The sequence below is a fragment of the Chthonomonas sp. genome, assembly GCF_035294505.1.
Taxonomy (GTDB): Bacteria; Armatimonadota; Chthonomonadetes; order Chthonomonadales; family Chthonomonadaceae; genus Chthonomonas.
This window is the reverse complement of the sequence record NZ_DATGKU010000094.1, coordinates 60392-85536: the sequence shown is the minus strand read 5'-3', so window position 1 is coordinate 85536 and position 25145 is coordinate 60392. Positions and strand designations below refer to the sequence as shown.

25 protein-coding genes are annotated in these 25145 nt (G+C 56.3%); 14 read left to right on the top strand and 11 right to left on the bottom strand.

The window, feature by feature from the left end:
- Positions 1-167 precede the first annotated feature (167 nt).
- On the top strand, positions 168-950 hold the full coding sequence (locus VKV18_RS05730) for a hypothetical protein (protein ID WP_324203267.1): 783 nt from the start codon (positions 168-170) through the stop codon (positions 948-950).
- Entirely contained in the window at positions 947-1951 is a 1005-nt protein-coding gene (locus tag VKV18_RS05725) for an L-threonylcarbamoyladenylate synthase (RefSeq protein ID WP_324203266.1), read from the top strand. Before VKV18_RS05730 ends, VKV18_RS05725 begins: the two co-directional genes overlap by 4 nt.
- Before the next feature lie 145 nt (positions 1952-2096).
- Here the strand turns inward: VKV18_RS05725 and VKV18_RS05720 are convergent, their stop codons facing one another.
- Genes VKV18_RS05720 through VKV18_RS05710 form a run of 3 tightly spaced genes read right to left on the bottom strand, consistent with a single transcriptional unit; the run spans position 2097 to position 6268 of the window.
- The gene (locus tag VKV18_RS05720) at positions 2097-4622 is read right to left on the bottom strand and encodes a hypothetical protein (protein WP_324203265.1); all 2526 of its coding nucleotides are present in this window, start codon (positions 4620-4622) and stop codon (positions 2097-2099) included.
- Positions 4612-5343 carry an HNH endonuclease signature motif containing protein gene (locus VKV18_RS05715; protein WP_324203264.1) on the bottom strand — a complete coding sequence of 244 codons (732 nt, stop codon included), beginning with the start codon at positions 5341-5343 and terminating at the stop codon, positions 4612-4614. The genes VKV18_RS05720 and VKV18_RS05715 overlap by 11 nt, the downstream gene beginning before the upstream one ends.
- A 4-nt stretch (positions 5344-5347) precedes the next feature.
- A complete protein-coding gene (locus VKV18_RS05710) occupies positions 5348-6268 on the bottom strand; it encodes a Dam family site-specific DNA-(adenine-N6)-methyltransferase (protein WP_324203263.1) in 921 nt (306 codons plus the stop codon).
- Positions 6269-6673: 405 nt separating this feature from the next.
- Between VKV18_RS05710 and VKV18_RS05705 the strand changes: the two genes are divergently transcribed.
- Positions 6674-7036 (top strand): hypothetical protein, encoded by a 363-nt coding sequence (locus VKV18_RS05705; RefSeq protein WP_324203262.1) that lies wholly within the window; start codon positions 6674-6676, stop codon positions 7034-7036.
- Positions 7033-7713, top strand: coding sequence for a cyclase family protein (locus tag VKV18_RS05700; RefSeq protein ID WP_324203261.1), 681 nt, complete (start codon positions 7033-7035; stop codon positions 7711-7713). The genes VKV18_RS05705 and VKV18_RS05700 overlap by 4 nt, the downstream gene beginning before the upstream one ends.
- Here the strand turns inward: VKV18_RS05700 and VKV18_RS05695 are convergent.
- A complete protein-coding gene (locus VKV18_RS05695) occupies positions 7696-8754 on the bottom strand; it encodes an alcohol dehydrogenase catalytic domain-containing protein (protein WP_324203260.1) in 1059 nt (352 codons plus the stop codon). The genes VKV18_RS05700 and VKV18_RS05695 overlap by 18 nt on opposite strands.
- A gap of 100 nt (positions 8755-8854) precedes the next feature.
- Positions 8855-9721 carry a phytanoyl-CoA dioxygenase family protein gene (locus VKV18_RS05690; RefSeq protein ID WP_324203259.1) on the bottom strand — a complete coding sequence of 289 codons (867 nt, stop codon included), beginning with the start codon at positions 9719-9721 and terminating at the stop codon, positions 8855-8857.
- A gap of 475 nt (positions 9722-10196) precedes the next feature.
- Between VKV18_RS05690 and VKV18_RS05685 the strand changes: the two genes are divergently transcribed.
- The 3 genes from VKV18_RS05685 to VKV18_RS05675 all read left to right on the top strand — a co-directional run bounded on the left by VKV18_RS05685 (position 10197) and on the right by VKV18_RS05675 (position 13452).
- Positions 10197-11021: a ferritin-like domain-containing protein gene (locus VKV18_RS05685; protein WP_324203258.1), complete on the top strand. Its 825-nt coding sequence runs from the start codon at positions 10197-10199 to the stop codon at positions 11019-11021.
- A gap of 640 nt (positions 11022-11661) precedes the next feature.
- Complete coding sequence (locus VKV18_RS05680; RefSeq protein ID WP_324203257.1) at positions 11662-12570, top strand: nitrilase-related carbon-nitrogen hydrolase; 909 nt, start codon at positions 11662-11664, stop codon at positions 12568-12570.
- 6 nt (positions 12571-12576) lie between these two features.
- The gene (locus tag VKV18_RS05675; RefSeq protein ID WP_324203256.1) at positions 12577-13452 is read left to right on the top strand and encodes an NAD+ synthase; all 876 of its coding nucleotides are present in this window, start codon (positions 12577-12579) and stop codon (positions 13450-13452) included.
- On the opposite strand, the gene VKV18_RS05670 is transcribed toward VKV18_RS05675, so the two are convergent.
- From VKV18_RS05670 to VKV18_RS05645, 6 genes are all read right to left on the bottom strand, one after another.
- A complete protein-coding gene (locus tag VKV18_RS05670) occupies positions 13446-13901 on the bottom strand; it encodes a GtrA family protein (RefSeq protein WP_324203255.1) in 456 nt (151 codons plus the stop codon). The two genes, VKV18_RS05675 and VKV18_RS05670, sit on opposite strands and share 7 nt — an antisense overlap.
- Positions 13902-14060: 159 nt before the next feature.
- Positions 14061-14303 (bottom strand): hypothetical protein, encoded by a 243-nt coding sequence (locus VKV18_RS05665; RefSeq protein WP_324203254.1) that lies wholly within the window; start codon positions 14301-14303, stop codon positions 14061-14063.
- Between the two features lie 954 nt (positions 14304-15257).
- The gene (locus tag VKV18_RS05660) at positions 15258-15467 is read right to left on the bottom strand and encodes a hypothetical protein (RefSeq protein ID WP_324203253.1); all 210 of its coding nucleotides are present in this window, start codon (positions 15465-15467) and stop codon (positions 15258-15260) included.
- Positions 15464-15853, bottom strand: coding sequence for a metalloregulator ArsR/SmtB family transcription factor (locus VKV18_RS05655; RefSeq protein ID WP_324203252.1), 390 nt, complete (start codon positions 15851-15853; stop codon positions 15464-15466). Before VKV18_RS05655 ends, VKV18_RS05660 begins: the two co-directional genes overlap by 4 nt.
- A 220-nt stretch (positions 15854-16073) precedes the next feature.
- A complete protein-coding gene (locus tag VKV18_RS05650; RefSeq protein WP_324203251.1) occupies positions 16074-16766 on the bottom strand; it encodes a response regulator transcription factor in 693 nt (230 codons plus the stop codon).
- Entirely contained in the window at positions 16759-17916 is a 1158-nt protein-coding gene (locus VKV18_RS05645; protein WP_324203250.1) for a two-component system sensor histidine kinase NtrB, read from the bottom strand. Before VKV18_RS05645 ends, VKV18_RS05650 begins: the two co-directional genes overlap by 8 nt.
- Before the next feature lie 267 nt (positions 17917-18183).
- On the opposite strand from VKV18_RS05645, the gene murA reads away from it, so the two are divergent.
- From murA to VKV18_RS05610, 7 genes are read left to right on the top strand one after another with little or no spacing between them, the layout of a single operon-like run.
- Positions 18184-19467: a UDP-N-acetylglucosamine 1-carboxyvinyltransferase gene (murA, locus tag VKV18_RS05640; protein WP_324203249.1), complete on the top strand. Its 1284-nt coding sequence runs from the start codon at positions 18184-18186 to the stop codon at positions 19465-19467.
- A gap of 10 nt (positions 19468-19477) precedes the next feature.
- A complete protein-coding gene (locus tag VKV18_RS05635; protein WP_324200034.1) occupies positions 19478-20467 on the top strand; it encodes a rod shape-determining protein in 990 nt (329 codons plus the stop codon).
- Between the two features lie 18 nt (positions 20468-20485).
- Positions 20486-21157, top strand: a complete 672-nt coding sequence (locus tag VKV18_RS05630; protein WP_324203248.1) for an S-layer homology domain-containing protein — start codon at positions 20486-20488, stop codon at positions 21155-21157.
- Between the two features lie 3 nt (positions 21158-21160).
- Complete coding sequence (locus VKV18_RS05625) at positions 21161-21682, top strand: hypothetical protein (protein ID WP_324203247.1); 522 nt, start codon at positions 21161-21163, stop codon at positions 21680-21682.
- A 24-nt stretch (positions 21683-21706) separates the two neighbouring features.
- On the top strand, positions 21707-22639 hold the full coding sequence (locus VKV18_RS05620; protein ID WP_324203246.1) for a quinate 5-dehydrogenase: 933 nt from the start codon (positions 21707-21709) through the stop codon (positions 22637-22639).
- A 2-nt stretch (positions 22640-22641) separates the two neighbouring features.
- Positions 22642-23793: a shikimate dehydrogenase gene (locus VKV18_RS05615; RefSeq protein WP_324203245.1), complete on the top strand. Its 1152-nt coding sequence runs from the start codon at positions 22642-22644 to the stop codon at positions 23791-23793.
- A gap of 15 nt (positions 23794-23808) precedes the next feature.
- Positions 23809-25131, top strand: a complete 1323-nt coding sequence (locus VKV18_RS05610) for a magnesium transporter (RefSeq protein WP_324203244.1) — start codon at positions 23809-23811, stop codon at positions 25129-25131.
- Positions 25132-25145: the final 14 nt, after the last annotated feature.

Genomic DNA, 25145 nt, shown 5'->3' with positions numbered 1-25145 from the left:
ACGGGAATAGTCTGCGTGCCATCGTGATGAAACTCGATAATCTAAGTGAAGAGCAGGTCATTGACCTCAATATTCCTAACGGCGTGCCCATCGTTTACGAGATCGACTCGGAGGGTCGCCCTATCAGCAAAACGGAGCTTTGATCGTCTCCGAGAAGAGGTGGCGCCATGCCCCAACAACATCAATCAACTATAACCCTGAAAAGACCGCCAGGACGCGAGACCGATCCGGCGGCGGCGCCGCATGACCCGCCGTTCGAGGTATTGTTACCTCTTTTTCTGCTCGTGATGGTTCTTTTGTGGCTATGGCGGCGTTGGAGCGTTGGGGCGGCTTGGCGCCGATACGCCCAAAGCCTTCACGGGGAAATCCGTATGCGCAACCGCTTCTCTCCCGCCTGTATTGCGGCAACCTTCCGCGGCCGTCCCTTCCTCTTAGAGACGGCGGTCAGCCACGAAGACGAAACGCCCTACTACCACACTCGCGGCGCTCTGCCTATAGGCAACCCCGCCAGCTTCGTCTTAGGCGTGCGTCGCAAAAGTCTTTTGGAAGAGATGCAGACGCGCAAAGAGCGCTCCTTTACGGAGGAGGGAAAGGGCAGCTTGCCCCAGAAAACCGCGCGGTTTTCCGGGGACTCTGGTGCCGGCATTGAGTTGAACGACCCAGATTTCGAGCGCCGCTTCTTCGTGGTGTGCAATCAACCGGATGCCCTGCCTCTTGTGCTGACGAAGGAGGCGCGCCGCGAGCTAAGCCGGTACCACGACGTAGAAATCTACGTCCGTTTGCAGGAGATCGAATGGCGCCGAGCCGGCGAGGTATCCGACCTCAAGGCCATTGAGCGATTGAACCACCTTATTGCCGATATGGCGGAAGCCATTGACGCTCTGCCTCCTTCCGACGCCCCTCTATCGTTACGCCTCGCCGACGAACAGATGATCGCCAAAGGCATATGATGGATACCAAACTCCTTCCCGCCACGCCGGAGGCGATTAGGGAGGCAGCAGCCCGCATTCGCTCCGGAGAACTGGTAGCGTTTCCCACCGAAACGGTCTACGGCTTGGGGGCTAATGCGCTGAACCCGCAAGCCGTGGCCGCTATTTTTACCGCCAAAGGCCGCCCGGCTACCAACCCGCTGATCGTGCATGTGCTCGATGCGGAGTCGGCACGCCCGCTTGTTACCACGTGGCCATTGCAAGCGCAACGGCTTGCCGAGCGATTTTGGCCGGGGCCACTCACCCTGGTTCTTCCTAAAAGCGAGGCCGTTCCCGATGAGGTAACCGGTGGCGGAACTACCGTAGGGCTGCGGGCTCCGTCGCATCCGGTGGCGCGGGCGCTGTTGGAGGCCGCCGAAGTTCCCATCGCCGCCCCCAGCGCCAACCGCTCCAACCATGTCTCCCCTACAACTGCCCAGCATGTGTGGGATGACCTTAAGGGGCAAATCGCCCTTATCCTCGATGGAGGGCCTACACCAGGGGGGCTAGAATCCACGGTGCTCAGTTTGGCAGAAGCCCCACCTCGCATCCTGCGGCTGGGGCTGATAACTCCGGCAGCGATTGAGCAGGTTATCGGGCCGGTTCGACTGCCCCCGCTAAAGGCGGCTCGTGAGGAGAAACAGCAGAATGCCCCTCTTCCATCGCCCGGCATGCTAAGCCGACACTATGCGCCCAAGGTCCCCCTAGAGATCGGTGAGGACACGGCCCTACGGGTGCAGGAGTTGGTGGCACAAGGAGAGCGGGTGGGATGGCTAACGTTGCAACCGCGAGAGCTAGACTCGAGAAACGGCTTGGTGCTGGAGATGCCCGCTTCGGCAGAGGCTTACGCCCGTCGGCTCTATGCCGCCTTGCGGGAGCTGGAGGCGGCCGAGGTGACCCGGATCGTGGTGGACGCCCCTCCTCAAACGCAGGAATGGCTGGCCATTTGGGATCGGCTTCGCCGTGCTGCTGCTTCCGGCTAGAAACACATATTCAGAACAACCTCAGCAAGAGTTGTTCTCATTCGCACGAAATACCCTTTACCCTCTACATCCGCCAACGGTCATTCTCATTCATGGTGCGATACAGGGATGTTAAGGGGGCAAATTTGCGCCAGCACACAGGGGTTTACTCGCCCAGAAAACCCGTTAAGGCCTCCAGCACACTCTCCGACGGGTAGGCGGCAGAGAGTAGGCAATGCGCCCCAAAGACGGTCTTTTCATTGCACCACTCCCAAGGCGCACCGGCCGAAAGCTCCTTTTGGAGTGAATCGGCATACTGCTGCAGAAGCTGTATGGCCGCCGGTCGATCGGTTTGGGCTATTGCAACGGCCAACCAGCCTACCGGAAATCCCCAGTACCCACCGTTTTCCCCTGTATCTGGCGCCTCAGTGGAGGCTTCCCAATAGCCTCCGTAACTGCCGGACGGCGGTAACGCCCGCACATAGCCCTGCAAAGTAAGGCCACCTGCCTTATAGAGTTGGTCGAGATGGCGCGAAACAGCGTTTCCGATGTCACTAGGTAGAGCCTGCAACACGAGCGCGTAAGCGGAAGCCCAAATGTCCTCGCGTCGCCCCTGTTTGGTGGCCGAAAGCAAAAGTCCCACATCTTGACCGTTCACCTGGCCCAAGGGAACGTAGAAGGTGGAGACGAGCGAGGCCCGAATGCGATCTGCAAGACTTTGGTAGTCCCTTGCACGCACCGCATCGGCAATGGCGCTGAAGAGGGTTGCCAGAATCTGGGCAGCTTGCAGCCGCAAGAGCGATGGCATGAGGCAAAAACCGGCCTTATGCACCCGGTCGGCGAAGACCCAGTCCGCACGCGAGCCTTGCGACGTCTCCCCCACAGGAACAAGGCCTGTCGCGCTATCGGCCTGTATGGAGTTAAAGGCGTTCTCACAGACCTGCCATAAGGGCAGGGTGCCCTGCGTCGTGCGAAAACGCGCCCGTAAGAGGCTTGGGTCGCCATGTTGGGTTATATCTGCTTGCACCAACAACAAAAACCAAAAGGCGCCATCTGCCGGCGGTAAGTGCCCAAAGGCCCCCGTGCCCTGATCGTTACCCCCCTTCGCATCGGGAAACCAACATGCCGTTCCATCGGGGGCGATCCAGTCCGGTATGCTGTAGGCGGGAACCGTGAGTCCTCCGGGGAAGTGAAGCGGCTCGCTGCCGTTTTGCAGCCTTGCCAGCAGCCGAATCCACCCCTCTAGCTCTTTTGATGAGAGAAAGCCGGTTTGAGCTAACAGCGCGAGATCGGCCACGCGAAAACGAGGGCTTTGGTCATAAGGGAGAAGCAGGCTCGTGCCGGTGCGATTGATGAGCGTGCCCTCCTTGCCGTTGGGCGGTAGGCGCATCGCCTCTAGCAAAGGGAGCGAAAGCGTTTGTAGCTGGGTGGCAAGCGTGTGCAGACGGTCGTTCGCCACGGCGGTCTCGGTGGCAAACAACTGTGGCGGCAGAGCCACCAACACATGACGTATTACTGTGTCGGCGATAAAAGCGTTAGCGGTTTTCAAGGCCACAGCAAGCTTTGGCGTGGCTTGCCACGAAAGGGTAAAGTCTGTAGGCGGGTCCGACTCCCAATTTTGCACGGCGGCGAGCGGCGCATCCGTTATTTGCAACCTCTGCATTAGGTTAAGCATCCAAGGAGCGTTCAGTTCCACGCCTTTGTTCTGAACCGCTTGGCCAAAGGCACCTACAAACAGCGGCCTGTGCAGGTCGAGGGCGATGCGCTGCACCCACGGTAGAGTAAGCGCCTGCGTGTCATCACGGGTTAACCAGAGAGGCGTGGCCTCGCCGGGGGGCGCAAGGTGCACGCTAAGGATGTCAATACCGGCTGGGTTGCGCAGTGCCATCATCTCGCGAAACTGAGGCAATGTGTCGAGTGGCTGCGGAGGGCCTGCTGGTTGAGTGAAGCCTTGCCGGCGCGATTCGTAAAGGTTCCAGGCGTCGGGGCGCGGCATTCCGTTTCCGGAACAGACCAGATGGCGCTTATCTAACCTATGAATTTGTTGAGCCATCTGCCCTAAAAAGGCGCTCAGCAGGTCGGAGCTGTAGGCGACTGGGTCGTTTGGGGAGTGCACATCGGCCTCTCTGTCGAGGTCGCTTCCGATCTCCCAAAAGAGGATGTAAGGGTCGTTGGCATAGCGCAACACCATCGCCGTGATGTAGGCCTTTGCCAATTGGTAGGCCGGTGTGCCTGTAGTAAAAAGCGCGCGCAGGCCCTCGTTTGGCTCTTGAGCCGCCCGTACTAAGGTCTGCCCATCCCATAGCAACGAGGGTACCAGCAACAGATGATGTTTTTGAAGGGCGGCCTGCATGGCATCGAAAGCAGCGAAATAGCCTTTGGGATCGGAACGATATCGAGAGAACAAAGTTTGGCTGGAAGGGATGGCAGCACACCGCACAAAGCGTGCCCCCACCGTTTCAGCATCGGCCAGAGCCTTTTCTGCCGAGGCCTCGTGGCCGCTCAAAAAGCGATCAAAGAGGTCGGGGATGGTAACTCCGATATTGCGAAACGGGAGGTCTCCAAGGTAGAGAGCGTTGTTCTCGACATGAAGAAAAGGTGGTGGCGCAGCCGCCGCACCCGTCCTCAAGAGAGCGAACAACAGACATCCTAACAGGAACCACACTCTAGAAAAGCCAAAATTACGCTTCATCTAACAGTTTCGCGATCAGTTGCTTTATGTAGGCCGGTACCGTGCGGCCTGACGTGTCGGCTGCACGTTTCAGTTTATCATAGAAGGGAATTTCCTCGCCTTCCCACACAATATCCGCACGTCGAATTTCGCGGAGCGCGATGTGTGTATAACTTCCTGGGCTAGCCCAATAGCAGCTTTGGCAAAGATGAGGTTGTTTATCTTTCAATCTGTTGTGACAGTGCTCACAACACCAAGATTTTGCACGGTTACAAGCTCCACACAGCAGCATATAGTCCTCTGCATTCCACGTCAAAATTTCGCTTTCTCGAACCACCTCGTAGGGCACTCTATGATCCACTTGGAGGTGCCTTAGTTCGAATTCACCGTTGCATATCCCGCATTTTCCCTGAGCAGCGCGATATAACTCTGCTTTTAATGAACGTGGAACGTTCCTTCTTCCCAGTAGCCGTCCGAAATGCAAGGTACTTAAGTCACCGAACCTATAAGCCGCGATGATACGCCCCTCGCTAGACCTAACCCGAAACGTTTCCAACGGTATCCCTAACTCTCTAACGTCTCGGGCCGCTCGAGGCGGATGATTATAACCGTAGTTCTTTTGCAACTCCTCTGTTGAAATGTAACCCTGTTGCAGAATATGCTCAATAACGATTCTGGCTCTTTTGTTCCCCAGTAACGGTAACAATTGACGAAGTCTCTCTTCCGGTTTCTCTGATGTCATAAGGCTACCATTCTAGAATCCGGAGCTGAGGCACCGGTTCTCCAATCAGTTGGGAAACAGGTTTTCGCCGTTCCATGCCTAAACGCTCCACCAAAGCTTTAGACAGATAGACCGATTCAAAAGTGATCTCATTTCGGCCTAACAGTGTCGCTTGGCTCGAACGGCCGGCTCTAATCTCAATCTGGCACAAGTCTAACTCGATGGGAAGGGCCTTCCCATACTTTTTGTCGCCGGTACGTCCGTCGAAACTGAGGATGTAGGGTATCTCTCTTCGATTTAGTTCTTCTAAAGCGTGCACAAAAGCGGTTCTATCGATCCCACTAAAGTAGCGTGGTTCTCCATTGTCACAAACACCTTGATAAGGTGGATCCATGTACACTAAGTCCTCTTGTGTTGTTTTGGCTAACACTTCCGTATAGTCGCAACTCGTCAATTCGACCCTGCCATAAAATAGTTTGGAAACCGCGAGGATATCGTCGGCCATACGCTGAGGATTACGGCCTAGCCTTCGATTATCTGGACTTTGGTTAAACTCACCTCGTGGGTTGTAACGAACAGAGGCTTTCACACAACGAGCCAACAAATAGAGCAAGTAGTGTGGTTGCTGTGTGCGGTTGAACTTTTCTCGAACCTCATCATAATAGGCTCTGGGATCGCTTTGTTGCTCTTTCCAAAGCTGTTCATAACGTTCTGCAATGTGGTGTGGATTGTAGATTATCTCCTTCCAAAGTGCCATCAGAGCCGTATTGCTGTCGTTCAAGTGGAATTTGGAAGCTTTCGCATAACAAGCTGCCGCAATAGAGATGGCTGCAGAACCTGCAAAAGGTTCTATCAGAGAGTGTGTGCTCTGAGGGAAGTAGGCTAGAATATATTTTGCGATCTGGCGCTTACTGCCTTGATAAGGTATAGGGTGTGGAATTTTCATAAGACCGTATCTTATGCCATCTGGGCGGTGGTGTAGGCTCTGTACAACTTATAATACTCTATCGGTATAGGAAAGACTGCCCCGCTCCAAAATCCATTATCAGACGCAAATGCCATTGAACGAATGCTAGCGGACGCAGATTTTAGCTTCATGGGTAGATGTTGCCTCCCTTTTGTGGGAGACCGAAACCGATTGATAGATATAAAGGGATGTCAATTCGATGTTTGCGATGAAGACCGAAAGTATGGTCTGCCACCACACGGCATTTGGGTTAGAGAGTATGGAGAGAATGATTCGTAGATAAGGTTAGCAGGTAGAATAGTGTAGATGATGCTGGAAAGGAAAAGAGAGGTTCTTTCAACAAGGAAATTTCAGAAATCGCCGCTATCTAAACAGCAGCGCATCGTGCGTGCTGTGATCCTGATAGTCGGTAGCATCACTCTGCTCTCTTTCCTGTTTGCCGACCCCCTATTGCGCGGTTTCACCCGCCAAAACCTGCGAGGCGTTCGCCCGCGCATCGGTACTGCCGTCGTGGTTACCCTGGTGCCCGCCGGCAGCTCGCTTTTGGGCACCCCGCAGCCGCCTCTGGTGGTGGTACGCTTTCACGGCCATCTCTATCAGGCCGGCAAGGTCATCGCTTTCGACAGACTACAATTGAATCGGCCGGCTCGCATCGTGTATCGAGTAGGACATAATGGGAGCATCTATGTGGACGAAGTGGCCCCACTGAACCAACCGACCAGCACCTCTTCAGGAGAAACACCGTGAAGATTATAGACCTCTCGCAGCCCATTTCCGATGGAGGGCCCAACTGCCCGGCGCATCCACCCATTCGCTTTGAAATGAAGCTTCAACACCCCCAAGATGACTGGCAGCTCGAGCTATTCACTTTCGCAGCCCACACCGGCAGCCACATAGATGCCCCTCTCCATCGCCTTGCCGACGGCGCCTCTATTGACTCCATCCCCCTCGAGCGGTTTGTAGGCCCTGCCTATATCGCCGATCTGCGCCCTCTGCAGCCCAAAGAGCCGATCACCGAGGCAAAATTGGTCGCCGCTCTGCCCCATCCCTTGCTGCCCGATAGCATTGTATTGCTCGCCACCGGTTGGGGCGATATTCGCGAACGCAGCCAGCGATGGCTCTACGAATCGCCTAAAATCGTGCCCTCCACGGCGGAATGGCTGGTGGCACAAAAGGTGCGTGGCTTAGGCATTGACCATTGGGGCATCGGGGGTTGGGACGCGGAAAACGATAAGGCCGTACACGCCATCCTTTTGGGGGCCGGCATCTGGATTGTGGAGGAGCTGCGCTTGCCACCGGAGGTCTGCAACTTACCCAGCCCCCAGCTGTTCATGGCGCTACCCGTTCACCTTAAAGGAGCTTCGGGCGCCTGGTGTCGCCCCGTGTTGTTGGTGTCGGACGACACCTCAATCCGCCTTGGGTAGACCGTGCGGATAGAGCGTAACCTTCATGCCCTGGCGGCTCTCCATCACTGCAAAGGCCTCGTGTATCTGCGTTAGGGGGAAGCGATGCGTAATGAGCGGTTTCACGCGCACCACTCCCTCCTCTAGTAACCGCACGGCCTTCTCATGCTGGCGTGGCACACTGCCGTGCGATCCGGTGAGAAAACACTCCTTGTAGTGAATGGTGTTCGAGTAGAGCTGCATCGGACGGGCGCTTTTGGGCAGACCCCCAAACAGATTTACATAGCCCCGATGCGCTACCATTTCTACAGCCTGTTCGTGCGCCTCTACCGAACCGCTGGTGGTAATAACAACGTCGGGGCCTTCCCCCTCCGTCTCCTCTCGGCAACGAGCGATGACATCCTCCTCCGCCGCAGCAATATAAACATCGGCCTGGTAGAACTTCGCCATCTCCAGCCGAGCCCGACTGCGCTGAACCCCGATGACCTTTGAGGCGCCAAAATGGCGTGCGAGATCGATCATCATGCAGCCGATAGGCCCTAGCCCGATGATGACCACACTTTTCCCCGGCCCCATGTTCACCAGCTCTAAGCCGTTTATGGCACAGGCAAGTGGCTCGGCAAGCGCTGCCTCTTCAAACGAGAGGCGCTCAGAGAAGGGTGTTACCGGCCCCTCCTCCAGAAGCAGTTTCGGAAGCAGCATATACTCTGCAAAGGCGCCCGGAATTTGGTAGCCAACGGCATAGTTGATGGAGCAGTTGTTACCCAACCCCGTTTTGCACCAACGGCACTGCCCACAGGGAACATCGGCCCCGAGCGCCACACGGTCGCCTTCCTTCACCCGTTTTACGTTGCGCCCAACCTTCACGATCACTCCCGCCGTCTCGTGGCCGATGATGGTCGGCGGCTTAACACGCGGGTTTCCATGGTGAAGAATGCGCACATCCGAGCCGCAGATACTAACCGCCTCCACGCGCATCAGTGCCGAATCGTCGGAAACTTCCGGTATGGGCACCTCGCGGACTTCAAGACGGCCGATGTCTTCCAAAACCGCCGCTTTCATAAACTCCACAGCAACTTATCCGCCTCTCTGAAAATGTTACGAGATCATACCTAGAAAAGCCTATTGCAGGGAATTGGGGGTAGGAGGTGAGCCGTGCCGTCTATTCCGCATCGGGCTGATAGGCAAAACCATGAGGCTGATTGAGGTAGTCTATAGGCTCCTCAACGAAGGCGGCTTCGGTGACCAGCTCTGGATGCGCGAAAAAGGCCTCTGTGCCCTTTGGAAAACGTAGATTGCTGCCAATAGAGTGATACCATGAGGCGGCATGGATCATGGCGATCATCGGGCGTGGTGTGTGCGTTCGGTTCGGCATTCCCGCATGCCATAAGCGTATGTCTCGAATCAACACGGATCCCTCTTCTACCGTGGGTTGCAGGGGTGGGGTGCTCTCTCTTTGGCGTGCAAGAACCGCCTCCGGAACCTCTAAGTTAGGCCAGTTGTTATCTACCTCCGCGTAAACATGCGTTCCCGGCCATATCTCCGTGCTGCCGTTTTCGGGGTTCATGGTGACGACCGGCACGTTAATGACCAGCGCATAGGGGGCCGATACGCTGCCGTCCTCCTTGTAGAGTTGAGGCATGTCAAGATGCACTGGCTGACGGTACGGGCTTGGCAAGGCCGTGTTGCCGCTGTAGAACACATTACGCGGCTTCGGGCCGAGCACCGCCCTCGTCACGGCGATAACGAGATCGTTTACCAAAATATCCCGAAAAAGGTAGGGTGGGAACGGCGGCGGGTCTTGTTGAATATTTCCCCGATTCCAGTTGTAGGGCGCGTCCTGTCGGGCCTGCAGCCATCGCAAATCCTCCAGCATCTTCTCTCTTAGAATGGCCAGATGGGCTTTATCTACCACATCTTCGAGGACAACAAAACCCTCTGTTAGAATAGCCTCTCGCGCGGCCTGCAGATGCTCTAGGGTGAGCTGGCCAGTTTGCTTTTCGTTGGGAGTTACTTTTAGGGCGAGCATCGTGAACGTCTCCTTTTATATGATACCTAGCATATGAAAGGATACCTCATGTATGGGCTTTTAGGGCAAGGACGGCGACCAAAGGGATGAATATTTCTCCTTCTTCAAGGAAGCCGAGCGAAACGCCGGTGCCTTTGCAGCCCGGCCTCGGCTCTGCCGGATGCAAATAAAGCCCGAAAACAACCTCCAAACCCTTTCCGGTTGGGTTAGGTCAAAATTGTGACGCTCTGCAGCGGCTAAAGCCGCGCAGCTTCTAAGCAACGCATGAGCCACCTCGGTTAAACCGAATGGCTTTCTCGCGGGCTAAAGCCCAAAATTGTAAACTTCGTGAAACCTTCTGGAAACCTCCCTTTAATCTTCATAGGTTAAGATGGTAGTAGCAGGAAAAAATCGGTACGGTTAACCCATTCCTGCACAAGCTCAGAGCATGGCGCGAACCATATTCTGAACAGATTAAGGGAGGAAATACTGTTTTATGAACGAGCTTCAAAAAGCTGTTTCTCGACGCCGTTTTATGGCGGGAGTAGGAACACTTGGTTTGGGTGCCACGGCGGGCCTTTTGCTTTCGGGGTGTGGAGGAAGCAGCTCTTCTTCAACTAATCAGGATGCTACCATCATCAACGCTGCGGCCACGGCCGAAGCGCTGGCTACCGTAATGTACGACAACATCATCAAATCGGCCGTCTACACCAACGGTCTCAATGGAAATGCGAACGACCAGGCCTATCTCGTGGCCGGCCGTGAGCAGGAGGCCCTCCACTATCAGGTTCTTGTAGGGGCCGGTGCACAGCCGCTCGCGCTCACTTTCTATTTCCCCACCGGCATGTTCACAACCGCTAACGGCCAGCAGAACGCGCAGACGGTTGTTAATACCCTGATCACTCTTGAGGATGCCTTCATTGCAGCCTACCTTATCGGCATTCGCGACCTCTCCACCAGCGCCCTAAAGGTTTTGGCAGGCCAGATTCTTGGAGTGGAGAGCGAGCACCGCACCCTCGGACGTGTTATCGCAGCCGATCTAGGGCTTACCACCGTTACAGGGCTTAGTGGAACCCCTGAATCGGTCGTGGGGGCCAGTGGGCATGCAGCGAACAACATCGCCTTTGAACGCACCTTTTCTACCACCGGCCCTAAGTTTCAAACTATTAACGATGTGGTGAAGGCGCTCGGTCCGTTTGTAACGCCGCCTGCCAGCGGAAGTGGCTTCGACCCAACGCCCTATCAGTTCAACACCACCGCCAACTTCTACCTCACCGAAACGCCGACGGTGACTCTGGACAGCACGACTCCTAACTCCTAACGGCTCGGAAGATGGGAACATTCGCTCCCATTTTGCGAGAAGAAGGGAACTTAGCCTAAGGCTCGCGTGGCGTGGCTCTTGCACACACTTGCTCGAAATTGAGGGACGAACGATCTTAAGGTCTATGACCGGAGACCGAAAGATACCTGCTTCCACCTCGCCCCTCAAACCTCGTGCAAGAGCCACGCATTTTTTCGTCTCTAGCCCCTTTCCTCGTTTCAATCCTCACTAAGAGGGAGGGCACCCTGCCCCAGAAAATCGCAAGATTTTCTGGGGGCCCCTGCGTCGGCCTTGAGGGGAAGTGTGGCAGCCTTGAGAGAGGCGCAGTGCGCAGCACCGTCGGCCTTGACGCCGAAACGCCGGTGCCACCGCCCTTTTTCCATGTAATGATTTCTGTTTTCTCCCGAAACCACTTCACTTCCGATCCGCGTGCCTACCCATGCAGCCCATCCCCATAAGGCGCAACTCGCCCTATTTAAGACGAGGATATCTTATTCATTAACGCATCGCTTCGTTTGACGGCCTCATCCCCTTGCCCCCTCCTGCTAATCGAGTGCCGCAGAGCCATGCTTCTGCCGCTGTATTCTAGAAGGAACCGGCAACGAAAACACAAGGTAAAATGAGTGAGGGGCATCACGCGGTGACCAAGATACATTTGGCGATAGCACAGATCAAACCCACCAAAGGGCACTACGAAACGAACTTGCAGCGGGTGGCCGACCTCTTCTCGCAGTTGGAGGAGGAGCTGCCACACACCGATGTGCTTGTTCTGCCGGAAACGGTGCTCTCCGGCTACTTTTTAGAGGGAGGCGTGCGGGAGGTGGCACGCCCCGCCGAAACCGTGTACGCCGATCTGCTACGGCTCTATCGCGAACGGGTTCATCGCTCGGAAGCGTGCCTCGATATTGTGCTGGGCTTCTATGAGCTATGGGACGGCCGCTACTACAACAGCGCCCTCTATGCCACCTTGGCAGCGCCCTCTTCGGCCGTTGAGCCGGGATTGAAGCACGTGCACCGAAAGTTCTTTCTGCCCACTTACGGGGTCTTCGATGAAAAGCGCTTTGTCTCTCGTGGCCGCACCTTTCGCGCCTTCGATACCCGTTTTGGGCGTGCCGCCATACTCATATGTGAAGATATTTGGCATTCGGTCTCCTCAACCATTGTAGCACTCAAGGGAGCGCAGATTCTCTATATCCCCAGCGCCTCACCCGGGCGAGAGTTCACCGGCAAGAACGTGGGCAATATCGCCCACTACAACATTCTCCTACCCGCCATCGCCTCCGAACACGGCATTTGGGTGGTCTATGCGGGCCTGGTGGGGTTTGAGGGAGGAAAAGGGTTTACCGGCTCCTCACAGGTGGTAGACCCTTGGGGGCAGAGTTTAGTTATCGGCTCCGACCGAGAGGAGTGCATCGTGACGGCTACCATAGATAGAGAAGATGTCGCCATTGCCCGGGCCACATCCCCTCTTTTGGCCGACCTCGAAGCCAATCTTGGTGATGTGGTTGCGGAGTTAGATGTTGCCGCACAACGGGTGCACAGGGAGTAGATGCCTATGCAGCAGGAACGTCAACGATTACCTATTATCTGTGCCAAGCCTCTGACAGCAGAGACGGAGGATATTCTGCAGATCAACGCACCGCTGTTGGCCGATTGGCTGGTCGCCTTTCTCCAAGATGAGATCGTCCGGCGCCGCGGGTTTCACCAGGCGGTTGTGGGAATTTCGGGTGGGGTCGACTCGTCGTTGGTGGCCTTCTTATTGGCAAAGGCGCTTGGCCCTAAAAACGTGCTCGGCATCCGCATGCCCTACAAAACCTCTTCTCAGGAGAGTCTCGATCATGCTGCGCTCGTGGCCGAAGTAACCGGCATCTGCATGGAGACCATCCCTATTACCGATGCGGTGGATGGCTATTTAAAATATGCTCCCGATGCCGACCCACGGCGTCGAGGCAATGTGATGGCGCGCATGCGAATGATCGTGCTCTTCGACCAAAGCCAGAAATTGGGAACCCTGCCGGTGGGAACCGGCAATAAAAGCGAGCGCCTGTTGGGTTACTTCACCTGGCATGCCGACGATTCTCCTCCTATCAACCCGCTGGGCGACCTCTACAAAACTCAAGTTTGGCAACTTGCGCGTTACGTGGGTGTGCCGGAAGTCATCGTGAATAAGCCGGCTTCGGCCGACCTCATCGTGGGGCAGACAGACGAGGGCGATTTTGGCATCTCCTATCAGAAAGCCGACCGCATTCTCTATTTCCTGCTGCGCGGCTATCCGCCCGCACGCCTGCTGGAAATGGGGTTTACCGAGGAGGAGGTGAAGTTGGTGAAAGGACGGCTGGACTCTACTCACTGGAAACGGCACCTGCCGACTACGGCCATGATCTCCTCAACCTCCATCAATGACTACTATCTGCGTCCGGTAGACTATTGACGCACGCCTCGAAACGTCCAGTATTTATTGGCGCCGAAGTTCCAAAAGGCCACCACCACGATGGCGGCTCCAAGCGCGATGTTAATTCGCAATGGGGCATGCTCATGAGCGCGAGGCAGATGGCCGCTCAGCAGGTAGTAGACGACGCTCATAATAAGCAGATTAAGGAAAAGTCCCACGACATTGATGGCGGCAAACTTTACGAACTGCGCGTGACGCGAGCCGCTGCCAAGGCCACGAAAAGTCCATAGGCTGTTCCATATAAAGCCGTTGATGACGGCCACAGAGAACGAGAGGGTGCGGGCAAAGTAGGGATGGAGGCCAAAAGCCAGATGTAGCAGATTGAAGAGACCGGCATCTATTACGGTGCTTGAGGCGCCCACAATGCAAAACTTGATAAACTGATTCCAGCTTGAGCTATTTACCACGACGGGCGTGGTTGTCTCCATAAATATCTCCTTCTCAACGGTGTTAAGGTGTTATGAGCGAACCGCTCCATTTTGGCACAAAAACCCCTTTCTTTCTCTCCAAGAGAGTCGCTCTTTTTCGAGAGAACACACGCGCACGTCGCAACAATTATCCGCACATCGTAAAAGGGGTTTGAAGGCTTAGAATGGGGCAACCTCCTCTTCGGCAACCGAGTCTTCCAAGAGAGGCTGCAGTTTCAAAATAAGGCGGGGATGATGCGGTTGGGTGGGGGGAAGGAACTTTTCTCCGCACAGATCGCAGCGCACATAGCCACCGCCGATATCTTGACGCAGCACCTCTTTACCGATACCGTTTTCTGCATAGCGGCAGTAGTGGATCAGAACACTCTGCCCGGCGTGGGTCTCGATGATCCAGTGTTTCACGGTGTTCGTCTACCTCCTACAATACAACCTTCTTGCCGAGCGGATGCCACTCGAGCGAGAACACGAGGAGGTCTCATCTTCGCCGACCGGTGCCATAGGAGGCAACCAAGTCGTCCCAGAGATAGGCCCTCCGACATCACGAGCGAACCTGCATGAAATAGAGTTGCTATTGAATCGAGAAAACTTAAAGGCAACGCAGCCCTTGGTAGGTACGATATATCAATATACCGTCAAAGCCCACGAAAAAATCCCATTGCGCCTCAAGAACGCCCCTAGGGACATCGTTGGGTGAGCGTCCTAGCGGATGGCGCCTTTGCGGCCTGTTTTACGTACAGGGAGTAGGCTATAGAAAGGGTAGGCTAAGCACAAGGCCTACCCCTACAGGCAGTCTCTCATGATAACCTTTCCTTTGCGAACTCAACACAACCGCCCCCTTTCTCCCTAATAGGAGGAAAGGAGGGGATAGGGGGCGAACAAAGTAGGTTTGTTTTTAAACTGCCTCTAGAACTGCAGAATTGGCAGTCGCCACAGCCCCATCCTTACCCCCTCAGAACTTGTGGGAATGGCAATGCAAGATTTCTCGCCTTCGGCTCGAAATGACAGGTGCATCACCGGCTCTGCAAGCCCAACCCCACCCTCCCCCTACAGGGGGAGGGAACCTAGCGGTGAACACCTCAGCGGCCTGAATCATTCTCTTAATCGTCTCTTTCTCTGGCCGCTGCGTCGCTGTCCGCGCGGACGAAAGGAGGGGATAGGGGGCGAACAAGATAGGCTCATTCTGCCAACTTGCTCTAAAACCGCGAAGTTGGCCGTTTCTGCAGCCCCACCCTCTTCAGCAGCCACTAAGGCTACCTTGAGCACCTAGCTCTCTGGTTTCTGCACTGCTATCCGTGAGGACGAATGGAAGAGATAGGGGGCGAGCAAGACCGGCTTACTCGCCCCATTGCTGGCTACCTAGGGACACTCCGGGCACGGTGGGCAGCACGGCGGACAGGTTGGTGGACAATGAGAGCCTGTCTGTCTTACCGCTTTTGTCGCCTGAACCTGCGGTGCCTTCCTAGGGCGCACCTCCATCTTGTGTGTCTCGCGCGGTTGAGCCACCGCGAAGGGCACAAGCATCGCAAGCAGAGCGTTTATGGTTACAACGGCTCCGATCGATTTCACCTCTCTTCACCTCCTTTCCTATTCAGTTGATAAAACCCCAACACGCAGCAGCCGCACTCGCGCATGGCAAGCCGCTGCTGAATGCGTTCGGCATCTCGCTTTAGACGCCTATCCGCTTCCAAAGAGTTGCGAAAGGCAGAAAACAGCTCATCGAGCAGTGGACGCGCTTCTGGTTCCAACGCGTAGTAAACCCACTTTCCCTCGCGCCGTGTCTGCACAAGCCCGGCCTGACGGATGATCTGCAAGTGCGTGGAGAGCGTAGATTGGCGCAGCTCTAACGCATCGGCCAGCTCGCAAACGCATAGTTCCCCCTCTCGTAACGCATAGAGGATGCGAAGCCGAATGGGGTCTGAAATCGCCTTAGCAAAAAGCAGGAGATCGTTCATTTCGGTTCTTATCGTATCGAGATTTTTCGATATGTAGAATACTTCATCTTTCTTTCCGATGTCAAGTGAATCTAGCTGCCATACAGGCAGGGTGCCCTCCATAGCCCGTCCAACAGAGAGGCAACCACGCAGAAAATGCAAGAGAACAACGAGGCCTACACGCAGTTAAAGCGATTGAGGAGCTAATTGACTAGAGCACCCAAAGGGGCATCTATGGATATTAGGATGGAAACACCAACTGATAGCCGAACCCACGTACCGTGAGCAGGTATTTGGGGTGATCGGGGTCGGCCTCGATTTTGCAGCGCAGACGACGCACATAAACGGCCAACGTTTTGGGGCCTGTTTCGCTTTGGAACCCCCAAACGTTCTCAAAAATCCATTCCGAAGAGAGCACCTTATCCACATTACGCGCCAAAAGGGCTAGTAGCTCAAACTCTCGCTCGGTGAGCTGAGCACGCTTTCCTGAGATAAAGGCGTCGTGCCGATCGAAATCCACCACGAGGTCGCCAATGCGAATCTCGTTTCGCGCTTCCACCGGGCGGCTATACTCGTTTGCGCGACGCAGTTGGGCACGCACTCGGGCCACGAACTCGCGTGGGGTGAAAGGTTTAACGATGTAGTCATCGGCCCCGACCTCCAGCCCCACCACACGGTCGGCGCTCTCTCCACGTGCCGAGAGGAAGAGCACCGGCATACGATGCTTCAGGCGAATGCGACGGCATAACGCAAAACCATCTATATCCGGCAGCCCCACGTCGAGCACAACGAGGTCGAACGGCTCGCCTTCCAGAATGCGCAGCGCCTCTCTAGCGCTTGAAGCGCACTGGCAGAAGAACCCCTCGGTAAGCATAAGCTTTTCGAGGGAACGCAGCAAAAACGTATCGTCATCAACCACCAAGATTCTAGCCATTTTCGCCCTCAATAGCCGGCAGCATCACGATAAAGCAGGCTCCCTTGCCCGGCCGACTGCGCACCGTGATGCGCCCGTTATGTTCACATACGATGCGTTTGCAGTTGTACAACCCAAGCCCTGTTCCTCCAGAGCGCGTGGTAAAGAAAGGCATAAAAATCTGCTTTTTTATCTCCGGTGCGATGCCCGGCCCCGTATCCCGAACCTCCAAATAGACCTTCTGGCCTTTGCTATAGGTTCGCAGCGTGAGGGTGCCCCCGGCTGCGGCCATGGCCTGAAAGGCGTTCAAACACAGGTTGATAAGCAGCCTATCTATCTGAACTGGGTCACCAAGAACGGCCGGCAAGCCCTCCTGTAGATCATAGCAGAGGTTTACGTTGCAGGAATCGGCCTGAGCGGTGAGAAGCGGCGCGACATGCCGAATGCGATCGTTGAGCGAGACCTGTTCCCGGTAGCACCCATCGGCATGGGTCATGGCGAGCAGTCGTTGGGCCAGCACCTCAAACCGATGGAACTGCTCGATGAGCGCGGTTGCGTTTTCAGAGGGCAACTGTTCGATCTCCATTCGCATGGTGGAGAGAATGTTGCGGATGTCGTGCGCCACGCTTGCCGAGAGGGTTCCCACCACGCGCAGTTTCTCGGCCTCGAGCAGGCGGCGTCGCGTCTCTTGAAGGATTTGCGTGGTTTTGTGTAGACGGCGACGCACCTGCGCTTGCAATCGCTTCGTCTCCGAAATATCTAGAAACGTCCAAAGGCGGGCAATAGGGTTCCCCTGGGCATCCAGCACCGGTGCCGTAAACCGCCGGAGGAAACGTGGTGGGGTCTCACGCAACTCCACTTCATCTTCTCCGGTAAAGTAGGGGTCGGCATAGGCTCGCTGAATCATCGCCTCGAACTGCGCCGGATGACGTACCCGTGATCGCGCCCAGGCACGCACCGTGTCCGGGTCGCTCTCCACCACCAGGCGAGGTGGAATGGAGAAAAGCTCACCGAGGCGTCTATTCGCCACGATATCTTGTCGGTCAAGCCCGCTCACCAACACACCGTAATCTATGGATTGTAGAAGCGCGTGGAGCAGGGCCTGTTCGCGATGACGATAGAGCGGATGAAGCGCGATGTCTTCATAAACCACTTCGTCTTGATGCGTCATATAACCACTACCTAAATCTTCTTTTGAGACGGCAGGAGTAGAAAAGGAGTTCCTACAATTATAACAAACTTCGTAAGAATTCGGAATGGCCTGCTTCAAGCCGAGGTTCTGCCGTTCCCAGTGAACCCACTAAACTATGGGCAACCTGTGGGGTATACTGTAATTTGCTTATGAAGCGAAAGGCTATTGACATATCTATGGGCCTTTCTCGTGCTCCCTAAATTTTTGGGCTTCAACAAACGCACTTATTAGAGAGGCTGCCTATCTGTGGAAAAGCTAGTTATTCGGGGCGGTTCCCCCCTTTCAGGTGAGGTACACATTGGCGGAAGCAAAAACGACGCGCTGGCCATCATTCCTGCGGCGTTGCTGGTGCCGGGGAAAACCCGCCTGAAAAACGTCCCTCGCATTACGGATGTAGATAAGATGCTCGAAATTCTTCGGCATCTTGGGGCCAAAGCCTATTTCTTACCCGACAACACGCTGGAAATAGATGCCACCCAACTCACCACCTCCCAAGCACCGCATGAGCTGGTGCGCCAAATGCGCGCCTCCTTCAACCTGCTCGGGGTGCTTCTCACAAGGTTCAACGAGGCCGCAGTGGCGATGCCCGGCGGTTGCAACATCGGGGCAAGGCCGGTAAATTTCCATATTAAAGGGTTGGAGCAGCTTGGGGCTCGCCTCACCTTAGAACACGGCATCTATGTGGGAACGTGCCGACGCCTCGTGGGCACGAATCTCTACCTTGAATTTCCCTCTGCCGGTGCTACCCAACACCTTATGATGGCTGCCTGCTGTGCGCAGGGCCGTACCGTCATCCAAAACTGCGCTCAAGAGCCGGAGGTGGTGAACCTCGCCGAGTTTCTCAACTCATGCGGCGCCAAAATCAGCGGAATGGGCACCTCGACCATCGTCATTGATGGCGTTGATAGTCTCCACCCTACCGAGTTCTCCATCATTCCCGATAGGCTTCAAGCAGGCACCTACGCCATCGCAGCGGCAGCCACAGGCGGCGATGTGTATATTCGTAATGCCGTGCCAGACCACTGCCGCGCCGTACTAAATAAACTGATGGAGGCCGGTGCCGAAGTCACCCCCGTCGAGGGGGGCATTCGCGTACGCCGCGTGGGCAAAATCCATCCTACCGACATCAAGACCATGCCCCATCCCGGCTTTCCTACCGACATGCAACAACCCTTCGTCGCTCTGCTCACCATCGCCGATGGGGTTTCGGTAATTACCGAAACGGTCTACGAAAGTCGCTTCCGCTATACCACCGAGTTGCAGCGTATGGGCGCCGACATTCGGGTGGAAGGCCCAACAGCCATCGTTACCGGGGTTCCCCAACTGAACGGGGCTCCCGTCAGCTGCACCGACCTTCGCGGAGGTGCCGCCTTGGTGATCGCCGGGCTTGTGGCGCAGGGCGTTACCGTGGTCTCCGATCTCGAACATCTTGACAGGGGCTATGAGAACCTTGTAGAAAATCTAAGGGGGCTTGGCGCCGACATCGCGCGTGTCCCCGAAGAACAAGCGCGGAGTTACGAGAGTGTTTAATCTGTTTCCTATGCTTGGAATTGACCTGGGCACCGCCAATACCCTGGTCTATCAGAAAGGGAAGGGCATTGTGCTCCGAGAGCCTTCTGTGGTGGCGGTCTCTGCCCAAAACCGCAAGGTCTTGGCGGTGGGCGCCGAGGCCAGCGAGATGCTGGGGCGCACGCCGGGCAATATCGTGCCGATTCGCCCCATGAGCGATGGCGTTATTGCCGACTACACCATTACCCAAGCCATGCTTCGCTACCTTTTTGATCGCGTGCTCGGAAAACGCTGGCTGCTTAACTTTCGCCCACGCGTGCTTATCTGTGTGCCCTCCCAAGTAACCAGCGTGGAGAAGCGAGCGGTTTTGCAGGCTGCAGAAGAGGCCGGTGCCCGCGAAGCCTACCCCATCGAAGAGCCTATGGCGGCTGCCATCGGCGCCGGCCTGCCCATCTCCTCCCCCGGCGGCAATATGGTGGTGGACATCGGCGGTGGAACCACCGATGTGGCCGTCATCTCTCTCGGAAGCATCGTCCACAGCGAAAGCCTGCGAATCGCCGGCAATCGCATGGACGAAGTGATCATGCGCTACATTCGTAACGTCTACAACCTCATGATCGGCGAGCGTACCGCAGAGGAGATCAAAATGCGGATCGGATCGGCCTACCCACTTCAACAAGAGCTGAGCATGGAGGTACGAGGTCGGGACCTGGTGGCCGGGTTGCCGAAAACGATTCAGGTTACCTCCGAAGAGATTCGGGAGGCCCTTGCCGAACCGGTTAGCGCCATCGTGGAAAAGGTGAAACGTGTGCTGGAAAAAACACCACCGGAGCTTTCTGCCGACATCATCGAACGCGGCATCATGCTTACCGGAGGAGGCGCCCTGCTGCGCGGCCTCGACCAGCTCATCTCCTCGGTCACCGGCCTACCCGTTCGCGTTGCAGAAGACCCTCTTACCTGCGTGGTGATCGGAACCGGAAGGGCTTTGGAAAATATGGCGGCCATCCGCCGCAGCGCCTGACATAAGGGAGGGCATCTCATGAATAGATTTTGGCTTCTCTTGTTTCTCCTCAGTGCAACCCCCGCGCTTTGCCTGCCGCCCGATGTGCGCCCCAACCATTGGGCCGCAGCCTATGTGCAACAAGCGCTGGAAAACCATCTGCTTTCGCTTGAGTCGGACGGGCGCTTTCACGGGGAACAGAAGGTCACACGGGTAGATGCGGCCATCGCGCTTGCGCGTTTGGCAAAAGCGCTTCAAGACAACACCTGGCACGCCGCCCCCAGCAAGCCGGTGCCGGAAAGCGTAGTGCAGACCCTAAAAGAACGCCGATGGCAGAACCGCCCTGTGACGCGCTACATCCTGGCCTCGGTGCTTTGCCGCATCGGAAACTATGTGGCCAACGGCATCACTCGCGCGCCGGCAAATGCCAAAGATACGGCGAAATCGGAGGTGCTTCCCACGAACGTGTCCATTGCCGTGCCCCCTACAAATCCGGCCTACGCCTCGCTGCGTTATCTGGTGCAGCACCGAGAGATCGGCCCCGACTCGCCTCTGCTTAAAGCAGACCGTACCCCGCTTACGGCGGCGCAGCTTAGTGTGGCCGTTGCCCAGATGGTTACCGGTCTCAACGATCAGCTCACCTCCCTCGGCCACGATACCCAAGGCAACACGCCCGATGCCAGCTTCCACAAACCCAAAGGAGGGCACTGAGGCGTGCCCGATGCCGCAATGCCGCTGCGGTGTCACTGCCGCCATCATGAGATAACCTCCTTACGCTGCGCACGCTGTGGCGTGCCGATATGTCCTCACTGCTCTGTGGTGTACCCCGCCGGCATGCTCTGCAAACAGTGCGCAAAGCCGAGTCGCGCCGCCCGTCTCCAACTGCAACCCCAAGAGTTCATCCTGGCGCTCGTTGCCGGAACAACGGTGAGCTATGTGGCTGCATGGCTTCTTCTCCTAGCCGAAGGCCTGCTGATAAGCGTCCATCTCGGCTTCTTGGCCATTTTCTTGGCTTTCTTTCACGGCATGCTGGTGGGAGAAACGGTACGCCGCGTTACCCGCTATAAGCGCGGCGATCAGGTAGAGAAGCTGGCCTGGTTGGCAGCAGCCTTAGGGCTTATCGGCATGGTGCTCTACCTATCCGGCGGCCACCTCGCGGCCTTGCTGAACCTCATGCTCTGGCTGAGGATAGCCCTTAGCATCGTTGGAGCGCACAACCGTGTTCGTGCCTACTAACCTAACTCCAAAAAGGAGAACGTTGTGAAACGCGTGGTCAGCATTAGTCTAGGCTCCTCACGACGCGATAAAAAAGTGATCGCTCGGTTTTTTGGGGAAGAGTTTTCCATCGAGCGCATCGGTACCGATGGCGATAAGCAACGTTTTCGTCGCCTTGTGCAGGAGCTAGACGGCACGGTGGATGCCTTCGGCGTGGGGGGCTGCGATATCTATCTCTATGCCGGCAATCGCCGTTACGTGTTTCGCGAGCCGCTCTCGCTGATGGCCGGCGCTAAAAAAACGCCTTTCGTGGACGGAAGCGGCCTTAAACATACCCTTGAACGAGAGACCATCGCCTGGCTCGATGAAAACAGGGTGGTGAATTTCTCCGAAAGCTCGGTGCTGCTGATGAGCGCGGTAGACCGCTTTGGAATGGCAGAGGCGCTGGCACAGCGTGCCCGCTCCATCGTGTTTGGCGATATTCTTTTTGGCCTTGGACTGCCCATTCCCATCCGCTCTTGGACAACCCTTCAACGCCTTGCACGCCTTATTCTTCCCATTGTGGTGCGCTGCCCCTTCCAGTGGTTCTACCCTACCGGCGAAAAACAGCATCAGAATACACCCAAATTCCCTCGATTTTTTCAAGAGGCCGATATCATCGCAGGCGATTATCTCTACATCAGCAAGTATATGCCGCAACAACTTGCCGGCAAAACCGTTATCACGAACACCACAACCCCCTCCGACGTAGAAGAACTAAAACAGAGAGGAGTGCATCGGTTGATCACGACCACCCCGGTGTTCGACGGGCGCTCCTTTGGCACGAACGTTATGGAGGCCGTGCTCGTAACTTTACTACAGAAACGTCCTGAAGAGCTAACTCCGCAGGACTATCTGCAGAAACTGAAGGAGCTGGATTGGAAGCCGAACGTGCAGGTGCTTAACCCACAACCAGAGGCCTGCGCCCGAGCGATGTGATTATGGAACGTTTCGCCTTTGTTATTCACCCGATTGATGCCCGCCGCGATGTGGCGCGGAAATATCCCATCGCGCGCTTCCTGCCCGTGCGCCTTATTGAATGGTTCTTAACCCGCCAAAACCCCATGGTGGTCTGCGAGGTAAAAGGCGTACGGTCGCTAACGGGAAAAGAGCTAGAGGGCTGGTTTATCGGCTGTCCCCTCACGCCACATCAAATGATCACGCTCCCATACGAACAGGTTCTGGAGAAGCTGGAACAGTGCGGCCGTATCGCCCTTGAACTAGGCGCCGGCATTATGGGGCTTGGGGCTTTCACATCGGTTGTAGGCGACGGTGGCATAAGTCTCGCCAAACGGCTTCCCAATTTGGCCATCACCACAGGGAACTCTTACACGGTGGCCACGGCCATTGAAGGCGTTAAAGAGGGCGCTCGTCTCATGGGGCACCGCATAGATAATGCTGTGGTGGCCGTTGTGGGAGCCACCGGCTCCATCGGCTCCACTTGCGCCGAGATATTGGCCCGGGAAGCTCCGGAAGTCGCCCTCGTTGGGCGCGATCTCTCCCGTCTTGAACGGCTCGCCGAACGCCTTAAGGCCCAATCGCAGGCGAAGTTGCGCGTTTTTACCGATGTGGCCACAGGCCTGCGCGATGCCGACGTCATCATTACTGTTACCAGCGCCACAGATGCCATCATCTTACCGGAACATCTCAAACGAGGCGCGGTGGTGTGCGATGTGTCGCGCCCGCGCGATGTCTCTGTACGTGTGGCCAAAGAACGACACGATGTGCTGGTGATCGAAGGGGGAATTGTGCAGGTGCCCGGTGAGATGCGCCTACCCTACCCCAACCGGCCGCATGAAGAGTTTAATTTTGGCTTTCCACCAAATACCGCCTACGCCTGTATGTCCGAAACCATGATGCTTGCGCTTGAGGGGCGCTACGAAAGCTTCACTCTTGGCAAAGAGGTGAGCGTACAGCAAGTGGACGAGATCACCAAACTTGCTGTGAAGCATGGTTTTTGCCTGGCCGGCTTTCGCGCCTTTGAAGAGGCGGTTACTCCCGAGCAGATCGCGCGCATTCAAGCGGCAGCCGGCCTGCCTCCTGCAGCCGTTTCTCTCACCACCTCCCCAATAAAAACACACCAGACTCCCTAGCCTACCCTAACTGCCATGAAATACCTTACTCAACTTTTAGGAAAGCGCGTACTCGCTCCCGATAAAACCCCCATCGGCAGAGTGAGCGACCTGGTTGCCGAACTTGGCGGCCGTTTGCCGGTGGTGCGCGGCGTTCTTATTAAACGCAAGTCCGATGAGCTGTCCATTCCTTTCGTGGAGATCACCTTTAATGAAGACCCTGCCGGGCCTCAGGGAAGCGGTCGCATTCTCGGCGACGTCTCCCTCCGACGCCCCCTAGAAGCCATCCCTCTCTATCAGCCCGACGAGTCGCAGGTGCTTTTCTTACGCCGAGATGTGCTCGATCGGCAGATTGTGGATATTCACGACCGAAGGGTGGTGCGTGTTAGCGACGTGCGATTGGCGGTTTGTGGGGCCGAGTACTGCGTGGTCGGTGTAGATGCGAGCTTTCGCGCTCTGTTGAGGCGCCTAGGCGTTATTAGCGTGCCCATCGAAGCGCTCTTTCGACTTCTCGGCCGCCCGCTGCGCTCCAACCTTATCGCGTGGGACGACGTGCAGACCCTAGAGCGAAGCGCACAAGGGGGCACGATCCGCCTAAAGGTCTCTCACGATAAGATCGCACGCCTTCATCCCGCCGACATCGCCGATATTGTCGAGCAGCTGACGCCGCAACAAGGCGCCGAGGTGATCGAGAGCCTCGATACCGAAACGGCCGCCGATGCCATCGCCGAGGCGGAGCCGGAGGTGCAGGTGCAGATTATGCAACAGCTCGACGATGAAAAGGCGACCGACATCCTTGAGGAGATGGAGCCGGATGAGGCTGCCGATGTTCTTGGCGATCTGCCCGAAGCGCGCAGCGATGAGCTTCTAGACCAGATGGAACCGGAAGAGGCTCGCGATGTTAAAGAGTTGCTCGCCTACGACGATGATACCGCCGGCGGCCTCATGACCACCGAGTATGTCGCCATACACTCCTACCTCACCTGTGAACAAACCATTCAATACCTTCGGGAACTAGCCCCCAAAGCCGAAACCATCTACTACATCTATGTTGTGGATGCGGAAAACCGCCTTGTAGGCGTTCTCTCGCTGCGCGATCTCGTCATCGCCCCGCCGGAAACGCCCGTCTCCGAGATCATGGAGCCGAACGTCATCCGCGTGCATGTGGAAGATCATGCCGATGAGGTCGCTCAGATTCTCGGGCGTTATAACCTTCTCGCCGTTCCGGTTGTGGACGAAGAGGAGCGCCTTTTAGGCATTATCACGGTAGACGACACCCTCGAACGCCTCTTACCGCCGGAGAAGCGGCCTCGCCTTCCCACCCCCGCCCTTACCGATTCCGCAGAACCCGAGCTATAAACGGCCTCTCTGAG